Source organism: Streptomyces racemochromogenes, assembly GCF_044129415.1.
Lineage (GTDB): Bacteria > Actinomycetota > Actinomycetes > Streptomycetales > Streptomycetaceae > Streptomyces > Streptomyces racemochromogenes_A.
Genome location: NZ_JBBDHD010000148.1, coordinates 1 through 14,905, shown reverse-complemented (window position 1 = coordinate 14,905; position 14,905 = coordinate 1). Strand labels below are relative to the sequence as shown.

The following is a 14,905-nucleotide window of genomic DNA, read 5'->3' as shown; positions in this document are numbered from 1 at the left end:
CCCCCCCCCCCCCCCCCCCCCCCCCCCCCCCCCCCCCCCCCCCCCCCCCCCCCCCCCCCCCCCCCCCCCCCGGCGCGGCTACACCCCGGGGATCTGCCGGGCCCGGAACGCGGCCCGCACGGCGGCCGCGGCGTCCGCGCCGTACATGCGCTGCGCGGTGGCGACGGTGGTCAGCGCCGCGTCCTGGAAGCTCGTGTCGGGGCGGAAGCCGAACTGGGCGTTGACGATGATCCGGCCGGCCGTGCGGGCGCCGAGCGCCTGCCGGATGTCGAACAGCGCCCGGGACCAGATCTCCCCGTCCGCGTGGACCTCGCCGACCCGGTCGGCGTAGACCTTGTTCCCGTCGACGCGGCGCAGGCAGTGCGGGGCCGCGCTGTACTCGACCGAGTCCCAGTCGGCCACGCAGGCCAGGTCGGTCTTGCGCGGCCAGCCGTACGTGTCGTCCGCGTACGCGCCGACGGAGACGGCCAGGAAGTCGCCGAAGGCCTCGCCGATCGCGCCGGACTCCGGCGAGGTGCCGAAACCGGGCACCTGGGCGTTGTGCACGGCGTGCCCGTACTCGTGGACGATGACCTCGGCGTCCTCGGCGTCGTCCACGCCGCCCTTCCCGAATCGGATCTCTGCCTTCGTGTCGGAGAAGAAGGAGTTGTCGGCGCCCCACTGGTTGATCCGGACGGGCTGCGCGCGGTCGTTGGCGCCGGGCAGCTCGCTGCCGAAGCCCAGGCTCTGCAGGTACTCCTGGGCCTCGTTGACCCAGAAGTACGCCATGACCTGTTCGAACTGGTCGTCCTTGCGGCTGTACGCACCGACGTCCGCGAGGCGTGCCGGGGCGCCGGTCTCCGACCGTACGGCCGCCCACTTGCCCGAAAGGGTGCCGCTCGCGTCGAGGTTGCGCAGTGCGGCCAGGGTGTACGCGGACGCGGGCACGGCGGCGTTGCCGTCCTTGCCGTCGGTCAGCGACTGGTCGCCGGAGGACTGGACGGGGTTGACCATGAAGATCCGGCCCTGGGGCAGCGCGGGGCCGGCCGGGGCGGTGCCGGCGGACTGGGCGGAGACCGGGCCGGCGAGGGTGAGCGTCGCCACGGTGGCGGTGGCCGCGGCGATCAGGCCGCGGGATATGCGGCGAGCCATACAGATCCTCCTGGGGCGGGGGGTGGGGAGGTGTGTGCGTGGTGCGGCCGTGATCCTTGCGCACGCGACCCCCTTTTGACCAGGGCCCGGACACCGCGGGGGGCGGTCCGCCGGATTTCTTCCGGTCCGCTCGCGGACGGCGGGCCGCTGCCGGAACCGGCCGGGGCGTCTCCCGCAGGCGCGGCCCGGACCGGGGCCGGGCGAGCGAGTACCGGTGCGGCCGCCGCGTAGCCGCCGTCCATGGACGAGGGACAGCGGGACGCGCGGGGGGTGGACGAGCCCTGGGGCGGCCGCACGCCCTACGGGCGGCACGAGGCGTGGCCGGCCGGGGCCCTGGGCCACCGGCCGGAGGCCGGCCTGCTCCTCCTGTGGGACCTGCGCGCGCTCCACCTGGCGGCGACGGGGAACTCCCTCTGCTGGGAGATGCTCGCCCAGGCGGCCCAGGCGGCGGGCGAGACCCGGCTGCTGGAGCTGGCCTCGGCCTGCCATCCGCAGACGCTGCGCCAGATGCGCTGGACGAACGGCATGATCAAGAACCTGGCGCCCCAGCTCCTGACGAGCGTGTGAGCGGCCGGGGTGCCGGACGCGGAGGAGCCCGGCCCCGGGGGAGGTGAGGGGGGCCGGGCGGGACCGCGGGGGTCGCGGACCGGGGGGAAGATCACGACGCACCCCGCGGGCCCGCTGGGCGTCTGCCCCGTCTGGGCGGCCCAAACCTCCCTCGCCCCCGGCCTCCGCCCCGGCCGGCCCGGGCGGTTCCGGCCCGGGCCGGGAACGGGGGTCAGCGGCCGAGGGCCTCCTTCAGCTCGGCCTTGTCCATCTGGGAACGGCCCTTGATGTTCCGCTTCTTGGCCTCGTTGTAGAGCTGCTCCTTGGTGGGTCCCTGGGAGCCGCTGTGCGACCGTTGGCCGCCGCGCTTGGACGAGGACATGTCCTCGATGGAGGACCGGCTGGCCGTCTTCGACTCGCCGGAGCGGGCCCGCTCCTTGTTCACCGTGCGGGCGGCGATCTCCTCGGCCCGCTTCGTGGACTCGCCGCGGTCGAGCGCCGATTCCTTGATGTGCTCGTACTGACGTTCCCGCTTCGGGGAGGAGCCACGGGGCATGGCGTTCTCCTTTCCGTTCCTCGGATGACGGGCCGGCCCGTGCCGGCCGTGCCCCGCGCCTACCCGCTGTACGCGCGCTCATGGGCGTGCGGCGGCCACCCTTTCGCCCGGCATGGGCCGGCGGATCCGGGGAAGACGAGCGCGTCCGAGAGGAGGCAGCGATGTCTGCGAAGGGAAACAGTCGACCGGACGCGACCGTCCGCCGGACCGTCGCGGAGCCGACGGGTCCGTGGCAGGACTTCGACGAGGTCATGGAGCGGATGCTCGACCTGTTCGACACCGGACGTCCCGCCGCGCGCGGGAGCGGCGGTGAGAACGCTCCGGAGAGGAGCCGACGGCGATGAGCGAGAACGAAGCCCGGGGGGACGAGGTGTACCAGCCGGCGCAGGAGGCGGAGCCCGGCGAGTCGCAGCCGGACATGGAGAACGCCCTCGACGAACCGGACCTGGACGAGACCCTGGACACCGGCTACTCACCGCCCGGCCGGCCCCTCGGGGCCACCCGGCACGGCACCACCGCCGGGGAGCGGCACGCCGGGGAGACGCTCGACCAGCGCCTCGCCCAGGAGGAGCCCGAGCCGGACGGCACGGACGCGGCCCTCGGTTCGGAGGCCGCTCCGGGGGAGGACCTGGACGGGGCCCGCGGGAGTGGGGGCGGGGACGAGGACATGAGCCGCGACCCCCACGGCGACGCCTCGACGGCGGGCCGGGACCGGGCAGGCCGGATGGCCCCGGCCGAGGAGGGGCCGCCGGTACGGCACATCTCCGTCCTGGCGCGGGACGCCGGGATCAACGGCGGGGCCGCTTCCGCCGAGGAGGCCGCCGTGCACGTGGTCGAGGAGCGGCCGGACGAGGAGACGTAGGCGCGGCGCGCGGACCGGCCCCGGGGACGAAGGCGTTCCCGGGGCCGGCCCGTGCCCCGCGTGGGGCCGGGCGGACGGGGTAGCCGCCGGGCATGAGCCGTTCGGGCCCGGAGAAGGGCATGGCGACCATAGGATCCCTCGACGAACTGGTGGGCCTGCTGGCCGCCCACGGCCGCGGGCTGTACGTGCGCTGGTCGATGGGGCCGCTCGCGGACCTGCCGTCGCCGTGGAGCCGGGACGACCTGACGGGCGCCCGGCTGCCCGGCCTGTCGGCGAACCCGCTGGACACCGAGCCCTGGTGGGGCGACCGGCCGCTGCGGACGTGGGTGGCCCGCCGGCTGTACGACTACTCGCACCTGCCGCGTGTGAAGGACCGCCGGGTCCGCCCGTGGGTGCTGCGCGGCAACGAGGCGGGCCGGGGCCCCGACAACGAGCCGCTCGTGCAGCAGGTGGAGCCGCTCGGCTGGATCGACGCCCGCGTCATCGACGAGGCCGACGCCGAGGTCGGCCGGCAGGCGGGCCGGTGGGGGCCGCTGGACCGCGACGGTGCCGGCGGCGCCCCTTCCCGTCCCCTCCCCTGAGGCGTGCCGTGGCGGCGTCGCCCCCTCGGGCGGCCCGCGTCACGCGGGGAAGCGCTCCCAGACCCGGTGCTTCTCCAGGGCGCCGGCCAGTGCGTCCAGCACCGTCTCGCCCGAGCCGCCGACGATGACGCCGGGCTCGTCCGCGGTGATGCCGGCGGCCTCCAGTGCGCGCTCACCGCCGTTCCAGCCGGCGATGGCCTTGCCGTGCCGGTAGGCCTCGGTGACCAGGAGCAGCACGCGGGGGTCCAGCCCGGTCGTGCCGGGGGTGGCGGCCTTGGCGTCGCGCGCGCCGCCGGCGTCGGCGGCGGGGCTCGGTGCGCCGGCGAGGAGGACGGCGTCGTACTCCACCGAACGGGCCGTGGCGAAGGTGCGCTGGACGCCCACGGAGCCGCCGTCGCCGTCGCCGTCGAGCGTGCCCCCGGTCGGGGCGATGACGAGCGGGAGCATGCCCTGCGCACGGGCGGCCCGCTGGAGGGCGCGCACCTCCTGCGCGTCTCCGTCCGGGTCCGCGACGATGCCGATGACCCGGCCGTCGACCGGCCAGGTCCCTCCCACCTGGGACAGGGCGGGGCTGGGTTCGACGTCGGCGAGCGGGACGGTGGGTTCGGCGGCGGGCAGCCCCAGTCCGGCGGCGACCTCGGCGCACAGCCCGGGGTCGATGTTGGCGAGGACGCCCACCATCCGTTCCTTCACGGCCCGTTCGTAGCACTTGCCCAGTTCGAAGGTGTACGCGGCGACGATGTGCTCGCGCTCGGGCGGGCTCATGCTCAGCCAGAACAGGCGCGCCTGGCTGAAGTGGTCGGAGAAGGAGGCCGCCGCCTCGCGGCTCTTGCCGGCGGCGGGGACGTGCACCGGTGCCTCGATGTACGCGGCCGCGTCCGCCCCGGCCAGGAAGGGGCAGCCGCCGTCCAGGCTGTTGGGCCGGTACGGGGCGACACCCGTGTGCACGGCGGTCTGGTGCATGCCGTCGCGCAGCATGTCGTTGACCGGGGCGTGCGGGCGGTTGACCGGGATCTGGGCGAAGTTGGGACCGCCGAGACGGCTGATCTGCGTGTCGAGGTAGGAGAAGAGCCGCCCGGCGAGCAGCGGGTCGTCGGTGATGTCGATGCCCGGTACCAGGTGCCCGGGGTGGAAGGCGACCTGCTCGGTCTCGGCGAAGAAGTTCTTCGTGTTGGCGTTGAGGGTCAGCCGGCCGACGGGCTGCACGGGGCAGCGCTCCTCCGGCACGAGCTTCGTGGGGTCGAGGAGGTCGATGCCCTCGAAGGTCTGCTCGGGGGTGTCGGGGAAGACCTGTACGCCCAGTTCCCACTCGGGGAAGGCGCCGGACTCGATGGCGTCGAAGAGGTCGCGGCGGTGGAAGTCCGGGTCCATGCCGCCCAGCATCTGGGCTTCCTCCCAGGCCAGGGAGTGCACGCCCAGTTTCGGCTTCCAGTGGAACTTGGCCAGTGCCGTCTCCCCCGCCTGGTTGACGAGCCGGAAGGTGTGGACGCCGAATCCCTCCATCATCCGGTAGGAGCGGGGGATGCCCCGGTCGGACATGTTCCACAGGGTGTGGTGAGTGGCCTCGGTGTGCAGGGAGACGAAGTCCCAGAAGCTGTCGTGCGCGCTCTGGGCCTGCGGTATCTCACGGTCCGGGTGCGGTTTGGCGGCGTGGACGACGTCGGGGAACTTGATCGCGTCCTGGATGAAGAACACCGGGATGTTGTTGCCCACCAGGTCGAAGGTGCCCTCCTCGGTGTAGAACTTCACGGCGAAGCCGCGGGTGTCGCGCACGGTGTCGGCGGAGCCGCGGGAGCCGAGGACGGTGGAGAACCGGACGAAGACGGGCGTCTCGACGTCCCGTCCGAGGAAGGCCGCCTTGCAGACCTCGCCGGCCGTGCCGTAGCCGCGGAAGACTCCGTGGGCGCCCGCGCCGCGCGCGTGCACGACCCGTTCGGGGATCCGTTCGTGGTCGAAGTGCGTGATCTTCTCGCGCAGGTGGTGGTCCTGGAGGAGGACGGGCCCGCGGGGGCCGGCCTTGAGCGAGTGGTCGCTCTCGGCGAGCCGGGTGCCCTGCGCGGTCGTCAGGAAGGGGCCGCTCTGTGCCTCGCGGGCCGGCTGGGCACCGGTGGCCTGCCCGGTGGGGCTGACGGTCTCCGGTCCCTCCTGGTCGGCCTTGGGCGGCAGCGGCGCGTGGGGCCGCACCGGTTCCGCGAGGCCGGGGGCGGCGGCTCCGGGCCGGCCCGGCACCTCGGGCGCGGAGCCGTCCCGGTCGGCGGTCTGGTCGGGCTCGTACGTCTCGGACATGCTCTCTCCCGGGGGTTCGAGGGTGTGCGGGGGTTCGGGGCCGACGGCCGTGGCCGGCGGCGGCCGCGTCGCAGCGGCGCCTACCCGGGCGCGTCCGGCCGAACCGGGAGTTCGTGCAGGAAGCGGGCGAGGGCACCGATCCCGAGCCGCAGGGCGTCGGTGTCGGTCCGTTCGTCGGGGCCGTGCCAGCGGTCGGTGGGCAGCCCGGTCCCGAAGAACAGCACCGGCGCGCCGCAGGCCCGGGCCAGCTGCGCCGCCGGGGCCGCCCCGCCGTTGCCGATGTGCCGGACCGGGGCGCCGTAGGCGTGGCCGACGCCGCGGTCGAGGGCTGCCAGGGCGGGGTGGCCGGGCGGGGTCCGGTAGGGGTCGGAGCGGGTCGGGGGGACGTCCAGCCGGTAGTGGTAGCCGGGGCGGCGGTGCGCCGCGAGCCAGGCGCGCAGCTGTCCGGCGACCTGGTCGGCGCGCTGCTCGGGGACGAGCCGGACGAGCAGTTCCGCGGTGGCCCGCGCCGGGAGGAGGCCGAGCGCCGGCCGGCCCGCGGGACCCGCCGTGAGCCGGGCGACCTCGGCGGAGGGCCGGGTCCACAGGCGCTCGGCCAGGGTGAACCCGGCCTCGCCCCCGGCGCCGAAGGTCCCGGTGTCCGCCAGCCAGGCACCCTCGTCGACGGCGAGGCCGTCCGGTGGGGCGGCGGGGTCCGGCCCGGGGGCGGCCACCGGGTCGTAGAAGCCGGGGAGGGTGATCCTGCCGCGGCGGTCGTGGAGGGCGGCCACCAGCCGGCACAGTTCGGCGGCCGCGTTGGAGGCGGCGCCGGAGACGGCTCCGCTGTGGAGGTCCCGGTGGGCGCCGCGCACCGTGAGGGTGGCGGTGACGGAACCCCGGACCGCCGTGCAGACCGCGGGCCGCCCCAGCGACCAGAGCATGGTGTCGGAGACCATCACCACGTCGGCGGCGAGTTCGCCGGCGTGGTCGGCGAGCAGGTCGGCGAGGTGCGCGGAGCCGGTCTCCTCCTCCCCCTCGATCAGGTACTTGACGGTGACCGCCGGGGCGGCGCCGGTGACGTGTGCGCGCAGGGCCCACAGGTGGGCCAGGATCTGCCCCTTGGCGTCGGAGGCGCCGCGGCCGTAGCACCGTCCGTCGAGCAGCAGCGGCCGGAAGGGTGCGGTGACCGTCCACTCGCCGGGGTCCGCCGCGTGGACGTCGTGGTGGCTGTAGACGAGGAGGACGGGGGCGTCCGGGTCGGCCGCGGGCCAGCAGCCGTGGACGGCCGGCAGGCCCCGCGTCTCCCAGGTCGTGGCGTACGGGAACCCCGTCCTGCGCAGTGCGTCCGTGAGCCAGCGGGCGGAGCGGGCCACGTCCGGGGCCCGCTCCGGGTCGCACGAGACGGACGGGATCGCGACCCACTCGGCCAGTTCGTCGAGCATCTCGGCGGGGACGGGCGGGCCGGGCGGGCGGGGGACCCGGGGGCTCATGGCGGCTCAGCGGGCCGGGGCGAGGGCGGGGAGGACCTTCGTGCGGTAGTTCTCGAAGAACGGTTCCTGGTCGGGCCCGATCTGGCCGATGTAGACCTCGTCGAACCCGGCGTCCACGTAGGCGCGGACGGTCTCGATGTGGGCCTCGGGGTCGTCGCCGCAGGCCACGGCCTCGGCGACCTGCTCCCGCGTGACCAGTTCGGTCGCCTGCTCGAAATGGGCCGGGGTGGGCAGGATCTGGGCCAGCTCGCCGGGCAGGAACTGGCTGGGCCACAGGCGGTGGACGGTGTCCACCGCCCGGTCGCGGTCCTCGTCCCAGCAGACCTTGACCCCGCCGACCACCGGCTTCCCGGCGCCGCCGGCCTGCCGGAAGGCGTCGATCAGCTCCTTCTCGGGGCTCATGAGGACGTACCCGTCCCCGATCCGCCCGGCGAGTTCGGCGGCGTGGGGCCCGAATCCGGAGACGTGGACCGGCGGCGGGGTGTCCGGGACGGTGTACAGGCGGGCGTTCTCGACGGTGTAGTACTCGCCCCGGTGGCTGACGAGGTCGCCGGTGAAGAGCTTGCGCATGATCGCGACGGCCTCCTCCAGCATGGCGGCCCGGTCGGCGAACGGCGGCCAGCGGTCGCCGTGGACGTGTTCGTTGAGGGCCTCGCCGGTGCCGACGCCGAGGGTGAAGCGGCCGTCGAGCAGGACGCCGGAGGTGGCCGCGGCCTGGGCGGTGACGGCGGGGTGCATGCGGACGGTGGGGCAGGTGACCAGGGTGGTGACGGGCAGGGTGACGGTCTGTGACAGTGCGCCGATCACCGACCAGACCAGGGGGCTGTTGCCCTGGGCGTCGTTCCACGGGTGGAAGTGGTCGGAGATCGCCAGCCGGGTGAATCCGGCCTGCTCGGCCCGGCGGGCCTGGTCGAGCAGTTGCGCGGGGGTGAACTCCTCGCACGCCAGGAAGTAGCCGAACTCGGTCATGGACAGCACCTTTCGTCGGATGGGGCGGCTCTGTGAGCTCCTGGTGCCGCGTCTGCCCGCGCCGCGCCGCGGAACACGGGGCGGGGGGGCTCGGCCGGGAAGTGCGGGCGGCGGGGCATGCGCGCCCCCGATCGGGGGGACACGCCGGACATGACTGCCGAATCCCCCGACCCCGATCCCCGCAACACCACCGGTCTGGAGCCCGGCGGCTCGGTGCCGCCCGGTGAGACCCCTCCCGCCGAGGCGAGCACCGCCTCGGGAGCCGGACCCCACCGCCCGCTCAAGCGGGGCTGGTCCAAGGGGCCGCTCGTGGCCATCGTGCTGCTGGCGGTCCTCGTGGCCCTGTTCTTCCTGGCGTACGGGATCGTGATCGCACTCTGAGACGCCGGCCGGGCGGCGCCAACGGCCGCACGGCCCGCGCTGCGGGCGCCGTCGGCCGACCGGGCCCGGTATGCGGGCGTCCGCCCGGCCTCGGGCCCGCCCGCCGCACGCGGACGGCGCCCTGCCGGGCCGCCGGCCGGTAGGGGCCTGGACCATCCGGTCCGCGCCACGTGACCGGCCCCTCGGGAACACGACCGTGTCCAGGCGGGCAGTGCCGTCAGGCATCGGGCGTCCCAGGTTCCCGGCGGCGGCCGCGGAACATCCCGCAGCCCCCCTGCGCCCGGCAGTGCGGTGCCGGGCGGCGCGGGACCGGGGGGCGCCTTCGGTCCGGAAGAGACCGCCCCGGTCGGGGCGGTCTGCGGTCGACGGGAGCGGGTCGCGACCGGCCTGCCGTCGTCCCGGGTCCGGAGTGCTCGGCGGGGGTCTGTCAGTCCTCGCCCCGGACGACGTTCGGCTCGAAGCCGGCGTCCTCGTACGGGTCCGCGGGCTCCGTGCAGCAGTCGCTCCTGAGCAGCGCCGGACGGCACGTCCGGATCCGTTGCTCGGGCTCGATGTTGCGACTGGTCGGCTGGGGGTCCGCCTGCGTCTTCACGGCCGACACCTCCCTGGTGTTCTCGTCCGATGTGCTGCGCAGGCGCCTACCCGTCCCACCCCCGGCTATGCCGCCGGTACCGGCGAAGGGCTCCACATCCGGGCCCAACTACCTTGCCAGGCAGGCCTGTTGGGGACGGGGAAGTCCCGCGCGGGCCGCCGCATGGAGCGGTGCGGCCCGGACAGGCGCTGCCCGACGCCACGTCGCCCCGCCCGCGAGGCCGTCGGGGAGAAACCCCGCGGGCGCGCCATCCCGCTGTTCCGCGAGGGCCGGCCCGGGGTGCGAGCCATCGGCGCCCGCGGGGCGGTCGGCCGCGCACGGGCCCACCCGGGCCGTGCCCCGCACCCCACGGAGCCCGGCACGGGCCGGGGCCACCGCTCCGAGAAGGCCCGCCGCCACCACCCGAACGCGGTACCCGGCCCGACCTCCCACCCCCGCCCCTCTGCCCCCCGAGCCCCAGTCCCGAGCCCCCGGCCCGGGCCGGGGCCGAGGCCGGAGTCAAGGCTGGGGCCGGAGTCGGGGCCGGCTCCGCGGCCAGCGCCGACGCCGGGGTTGGGGTCGAGGGCCGGGCCGGGACAGAGGCCGGGGTCGGCGCCGCCGGCTCCACGCCCAAGGCCGACACCGGCTCCGCGGCCGGGGGTAGGCCGGGGCTGAAGCCGAGGCTGGGGCCCGGATCGGGGCCGACACCGGCCCTGCGGCCAACGCCAGGGCCGAGGCCAGTCTGCAGGGGCCAGTGCAGGGGCCAGGGGCAGGGCTGCGGTCGGCTCTGTGGACGGGCCTGGGGGTGGCCCGGCCTGCGGGGGCCGGGCACGGCTCCGGGGCGGGCCCCGCGCGGCCGGGTATGCCGTGACGACGGCCCGCGGTCCGCGGCGGTTCGCCCCGCGGGCCGCCGTCGTGACCGGCTCCGGCTCCGGGATCGGCCGCGCCGTCGCGGCCGCCGTCGCCCGCGACCTCGGCCTGGACGTGGGCATCACCCGGCACCGCGACGAGACCGCCGCGGAGGTGGCCCGCTGCGGGCGCAGCGCCGCCGTGGCACGGATGGACCCGACGCGGCTGCCGTCCGCCGCCGCCGTCGTCGACGAGCTCGCCACGCGGCTCGGCGGCCTGGACGTCCTGGTCAACTGCGCCGGGACCGGGACCGGGACCGCCGCGCCCTTCCTGGACCTCGGCCTCCCCACCGTGCGCCGCGTCCTGGACGTGGACCTCGTCGGACCGCTGCTGTGCGGCCGGCGGGCGGCCCGCCGGATGATCGGGCAGGGCCGCGGCGGCCGGACCGTGAACGTCACCTCGGTGCACGAGCACCAGCCGCGGGCGGGGACCGCCCCGTACTGCGCCGCCAAGGCGGGGCTGGGCCTGCTCACCCAGGTGATGGCCCTGGAGCCGGCCGCGTACGGGATCACGGTGAACGCGGTGGCCCCGGGTGAGAACGCCACGCCCATGACCGGCCAGGAGGACGCCGACGTCCACGCCGCCGTACGGCCGGGGATCCCGCTCGGGCGGCCCGGCGACGCCCGGGAGGTGGCGGCCGTCGTCGCCTTCCTCAGCAGCCCCGGAGCGTCCTACGTCACCGGCGCCCCGTGGGCCGTCGACGGCGGCATGCTCCGGATGGGGCCGATGGCCGGCTCGCACCTCGACAGCGACGCCTGGCGGCGGCCGTGAAGCCGCCCCGCACCCGCCGCCCCGTACCCGCCGCCGCGCTCTTCGTTCCCCGGACAGCGGGCCCGCCACCAGCGGCTTGCCCGGCGACGACGACCGCGGAACGAAACCCTCCCCGCGCGCGGCACGGAAGAAGCGCTACTCAGGGCATGCCGCCGGGGCCCCCGGGTAGGCGGAACGACGTCAAGGAGCCGCGAGGCCAGGAGGTCTCCCACCCCAACTCCCGGCTCACGCACAGAATCTGAGGCCGTGGAGAGCGTTCGGCGCTCCGCCCCCCTCACTCCGATGCCGTCCCCGCCGTGCCGGGCCGCGCCATCGCGGGCAAGGTGGGGAGTCCGGCCCGCGCCGCCCCTCCCCGGGCGCTCCGAGGACGCACCGCTACCGCCGACGGCGGTCCCGGGCTCCCCCGCTGCTCCACCCCAGGAGATCCTCATGGCCCCCTCTTCGCCGGACCGCCGCTGGAAGCACGCCGTCGTCACCGGCGGCGCCGGATTCGTGGGCTCGCACCTGTGCGCGGCCCTGCTCGCCGCCGGTACCGAGGTCACCTGCGTCGACGACTTCAGCACCGGGCTGCCGGACAACGTCGCCGGGCTGCTGGACCATCCCGGCTTCACCCTGTGCCGGTCCGACGCCGGGCGGCCGTTCACCGTGCACCGGCCGCCGGACCTCGTCCTGCACCTCGCCTGCCCGGCGTCGCCCGCCGACTACCTGCGGCTGCCGCTGCACACCCTGGAGGCCGGCAGCCTGGGCACCGGCAACGCCCTGGAACTGGCCCGGCGCAGCGGCGCGCGGTTCGTGCTCACCTCCACCTCCGAGGTGTACGGCGACCCGCGCGAGCACCCGCAGAGCGAGCGGTACTGGGGCAACGTCAACCCGGTGGGGCCGCGCAGCGTGTACGACGAGTCCAAGCGCTTCGCCGAGGCGCTGACCACCGCGCACTCCGGGGTCCACGGCACCGACACCTGCATCGTCCGGCTGTTCAACACCTACGGCCCGCGGATGCGCGGGTACGACGGACGGGCGGTGCCCACCTTCGTGCGGCAGGCGCTGGACGGGGTACCGCTGACGGTCACCGGCGACGGGCGCCAGACCCGCTCCCTGTGCTACGTCGACGACACGGTCGCCGGGATCCTCGCGGCGGCCGCGCACGGCCTGCGGGGTCCGGTCAACCTGGGCAATCCGGAGGAGATCAGCATGACGGACCTGGCCCGCCGGATCATCGAGCTGACCGGCTCCGCCTCGGAGATCCGGTTCGTGGCCCGCCCGGTCGACGATCCGGCCGTGCGCTGCCCCGACATCACCCTGGCCCGCGGCAAGCTGCAGTGGGAACCCGAGGTGGACATGACGGAGGGCCTGCGCCGCACCATCGGCTGGTTCCGTTCGCGGTCCGCCCGCCACGCCGCGGAGGTCGGGTGACCATGCGCGTCCTCGGAATCAACGCGCTCTTCCACGACCCCGCGGCCGCGCTCCTCGTCGACGGGCGGACGGTCGCGGCGGCGGAGGAGGAACGGTTCAGCAGGCGCAAGCACGGAAAGCGGCCGGTGCCGTTCTCCGCCTGGGAACTGCCGGTCGAGGCGGCCCGCTGGTGCCTGCGCAAGGCGGGTCTGCGGCCCGGGGACCTGGACGCCGTCGCCTACTCCTACGACCCCGGACTCGCCCTGCCCGCCGAGGAGATGGGGCTGGACGACCCGTGGGACCACCTGCGCCAGACCTACGCCCGGCAGGCCCCGGGCTTCCTGGCGGCGGCCCTGCCGGGCCTGGACCCGGCCCGGGTGCGCTTCGTCCCGCACCACATGGCCCACGCCGCGTCGGGCGCCTTCGCCGCGGACGCCGCGGACCGCAGTTCGGTGCTGGTCCTCGACGGGCGCGGCGAGCGGTCCTCCCACCTGGCCGCCCGCCGCCGCGGACCCGCACTGGAGCCGCTGTTCGCCCAGGACCTCCCGCACTCGCTCGGCCTGGTCTACGAGGAACTCACCGCGCACCTCGGGTTCCTGCGCTCCTGCGACGAGTTCAAGGTGATGGCGCTGGCCTCCCACGGCACCCCGCGCATGCTGCCCGAGCTGCGCCGCCACGTCTTCCCCACGGGCGACGGCGGCTTCCGCGCCGCCGGGGTGCGATGGACCGACTACTGCCCGCCCCGGGCCCCCGACGAGCCGTGGACGCAGGCGCACGCCGACACCGCGGCCGCCGCCCAGGCCGCTCTGGAGGAGACCCTGCTGGACCTGGCACGGTGGCTGCACGGCCGGACCGGGGACCGGGTCCTCACCCTGGCGGGCGGGGTCGCCCTCAACTGCGTGGCGAACGCGCGGCTTTCCCGCGAGGGCCCCTTCTCCCGAGTGTGGGTCCAGCCCGCCGCCGGCGACGCCGGCACCGCACTGGGCGGGGCCCTGCTGCTCGCCGCGGGCGCGGGCGACGAAGTGGCCCCCATGGACGGCGCCGACCTCGGCCGGGAGTGGTCCGACGCCGAACTGGCCGGCTGGCTGAAGTCCGCCGGAGTGCCGTTCGACCGGCCCGCCGACATCGCCGCCACGGTGGCCGGGGCACTCGCCGACAACGCCGTCGTGGCCTGGTTCCAGGGGCGCTCGGAGTACGGGCCGCGGGCGCTGGGGCACCGGTCGCTGCTGGCCCACCCGGGGCACGCCGGGAACCTGGAGCGGCTCAACGACGTCAAGGGGCGCGAGCAGTTCCGGCCGGTGGCCCCCATGGTGCTCGCCGAGCGGGCCGCCGAGATCTTCGACGGGCCGCTGCCCAGCCCGTACATGCTGTTCGTGCACGACGTACGGCCGGGCTGGGCCGAGCGCATCCCCGCCGTGGTGCACGTCGACGGCACCGCCCGCATCCAGACCGTGGACGCGGCCCGCGAACCGCTGGTGGCCCGGATGCTGCGGGCCTTCGAGCAGCGCACCGGGCTGCCGGTCGTGGTCAACACCAGCCTGAACACGGCCGGCCGGCCGATGGTCGACGACCCCCGCGACGCGCTGGAGTGCTTCGGTTCCACACCGGTGGACCTGCTGGCGATCGGCCCCTTCGCGGTCCGCCGCGGCCGGATGTTCGCGACGGCGTCCGCGGGGAGCGGGGGGTGGTCCGGATGAACGCCCCTGCCACGGACGACGGTTACGCCGTCGTCGTGCCCACCGTCGGCCGGCCGCAGCTGCGGGCCTGCCTGGAGGCGGTGGCGGCCGCCCGCGGGCCGGGGCCGGTCCGCGTGGTGATCGTGCACGACCGGCCCGGTCCGGGCGGCTCGCTCCCGCCGCTGGAGGTACCGGCCGCGCTGGAGGCCCGTACGGTGGTGCTCGCCGGCGCCGCCCGCGGCCCGGCCTCGGCCCGCAACACCGGCTGGCGGGCCGCCGGGGCGGTGCCGTGGGTGGTGTTCCTGGACGACGACGTGGTGCCCGGCCCGGCGTGGGGCGAGGAACTGGCGCGGGACTTGGCGGCCGCCGGGCCCGCCACCGCGGCGGTCAGCGCCCGCATCGAGGTACCGCTGCCGGACGGCCGGCGCCCCACCGACTGGGAGCGCTGCACGGCCGGGCTGGCCGGCGCCCGCTGGATCACGGCCGACATGGCGGTGCGGACCGGGGCGCTGCGCGCGGCCGACGGGTTCGACGAGAGGTTCCGGCGGGCCTTCCGCGAGGACGCCGACCTGGCGCTGCGGCTGCTCGCGGGCGGCTGGACGCTGGCGGAGGGGTCGCGCCGCACCCGCCACCCGGTCCGGCCCGCGGACCGCTGGGTCTCCGTCCGCGCCCAGGCCGGTAACGCCGACGACGCCCTCATGCACCGTCTGCACGGACCCGGCTGGCGGTCCCGGGCCGGCGCCCGCCTCGGCCGGCGGCCCGCGCACCTCGCGGTGACCGCCGCGGGGGCCGCGGCGGCGGCCTG

Annotated in this window: 14 protein-coding genes and 1 pseudogene; 9 read left to right on the top strand and 6 right to left on the bottom strand. The window is 76.2% G+C overall.

Going from position 1 to position 14,905, the window contains the following annotated elements; genetic code table 11:
- Positions 1-78: 78 nt before the first annotated feature.
- A complete protein-coding gene (locus WDV06_RS32465) occupies positions 79-1,131 on the bottom strand; it encodes a M4 family metallopeptidase (RefSeq protein WP_395513401.1) in 1,053 nt (350 codons plus the stop codon).
- Positions 1,132-1,461: 330 nt separating this feature from the next.
- Between WDV06_RS32465 and WDV06_RS32460 the strand changes: the two are divergent.
- Positions 1,462-1,698, top strand: a pseudogene (locus WDV06_RS32460) (hypothetical protein); the annotation flags it as partial.
- A gap of 211 nt (positions 1,699-1,909) precedes the next feature.
- On the opposite strand, the gene WDV06_RS32455 reads toward WDV06_RS32460, so the two are convergent.
- Positions 1,910-2,233 (bottom strand): plasmid stabilization protein, encoded by a 324-nt coding sequence (locus tag WDV06_RS32455; RefSeq protein WP_395513400.1) that lies wholly within the window; start codon positions 2,231-2,233, stop codon positions 1,910-1,912.
- Between the two features lie 161 nt (positions 2,234-2,394).
- Between WDV06_RS32455 and WDV06_RS32450 the strand changes: the two genes are divergently transcribed.
- From WDV06_RS32450 to WDV06_RS32440, 3 genes are all read left to right on the top strand, one after another.
- Complete coding sequence (locus WDV06_RS32450) at positions 2,395-2,577, top strand: hypothetical protein (RefSeq protein WP_395513399.1); 183 nt, start codon at positions 2,395-2,397, stop codon at positions 2,575-2,577.
- Entirely contained in the window at positions 2,574-3,095 is a 522-nt protein-coding gene (locus tag WDV06_RS32445; protein WP_395513398.1) for a DUF5709 domain-containing protein, read from the top strand. Before WDV06_RS32450 ends, WDV06_RS32445 begins: the two co-directional genes overlap by 4 nt.
- 92 nt (positions 3,096-3,187) lie before the next feature.
- Complete coding sequence (locus WDV06_RS32440; RefSeq protein ID WP_395513397.1) at positions 3,188-3,676, top strand: DUF6098 family protein; 489 nt, start codon at positions 3,188-3,190, stop codon at positions 3,674-3,676.
- Between the two features lie 39 nt (positions 3,677-3,715).
- On the opposite strand, the gene WDV06_RS32435 is transcribed toward WDV06_RS32440, so the two are convergent.
- From WDV06_RS32435 to WDV06_RS32425, 3 genes are all read right to left on the bottom strand, one after another.
- Positions 3,716-5,962, bottom strand: a complete 2,247-nt coding sequence (locus WDV06_RS32435) for a catalase (protein WP_395513396.1) — start codon at positions 5,960-5,962, stop codon at positions 3,716-3,718.
- A gap of 80 nt (positions 5,963-6,042) precedes the next feature.
- A complete protein-coding gene (locus WDV06_RS32430; protein ID WP_395513395.1) occupies positions 6,043-7,431 on the bottom strand; it encodes a M20/M25/M40 family metallo-hydrolase in 1,389 nt (462 codons plus the stop codon).
- 6 nt (positions 7,432-7,437) lie between these two features.
- The gene (locus WDV06_RS32425; protein ID WP_395513394.1) at positions 7,438-8,400 is read right to left on the bottom strand and encodes a TIGR03557 family F420-dependent LLM class oxidoreductase; all 963 of its coding nucleotides are present in this window, start codon (positions 8,398-8,400) and stop codon (positions 7,438-7,440) included.
- Between the two features lie 150 nt (positions 8,401-8,550).
- Between WDV06_RS32425 and WDV06_RS32420 the strand changes: the two genes are divergently transcribed.
- Positions 8,551-8,781 carry a DUF6480 family protein gene (locus WDV06_RS32420; protein ID WP_395513393.1) on the top strand — a complete coding sequence of 77 codons (231 nt, stop codon included), beginning with the start codon at positions 8,551-8,553 and terminating at the stop codon, positions 8,779-8,781.
- A 427-nt stretch (positions 8,782-9,208) separates the two neighbouring features.
- Here the strand turns inward: WDV06_RS32420 and WDV06_RS32415 are convergent, their stop codons facing one another.
- Positions 9,209-9,373 carry a hypothetical protein gene (locus WDV06_RS32415; protein ID WP_395513392.1) on the bottom strand — a complete coding sequence of 55 codons (165 nt, stop codon included), beginning with the start codon at positions 9,371-9,373 and terminating at the stop codon, positions 9,209-9,211.
- Positions 9,374-10,219: 846 nt separating this feature from the next.
- Between WDV06_RS32415 and WDV06_RS32410 the strand changes: the two genes are divergently transcribed.
- The 4 genes from WDV06_RS32410 to WDV06_RS32395 form a co-directional block, all read left to right on the top strand.
- The gene (locus WDV06_RS32410; protein WP_395513391.1) at positions 10,220-11,032 is read left to right on the top strand and encodes an SDR family oxidoreductase; all 813 of its coding nucleotides are present in this window, start codon (positions 10,220-10,222) and stop codon (positions 11,030-11,032) included.
- A gap of 429 nt (positions 11,033-11,461) precedes the next feature.
- Entirely contained in the window at positions 11,462-12,445 is a 984-nt protein-coding gene (locus WDV06_RS32405; RefSeq protein ID WP_395513390.1) for an NAD-dependent epimerase/dehydratase family protein, read from the top strand.
- A 2-nt stretch (positions 12,446-12,447) separates the two neighbouring features.
- A complete protein-coding gene (locus WDV06_RS32400; protein ID WP_395513389.1) occupies positions 12,448-14,121 on the top strand; it encodes a carbamoyltransferase family protein in 1,674 nt (557 codons plus the stop codon).
- Positions 14,118-14,905 (top strand): glycosyltransferase family 2 protein (locus WDV06_RS32395; RefSeq protein ID WP_395513388.1); only part of this gene is annotated, 788 nt, incomplete at its 3' end. The genes WDV06_RS32400 and WDV06_RS32395, both read left to right, overlap by 4 nt.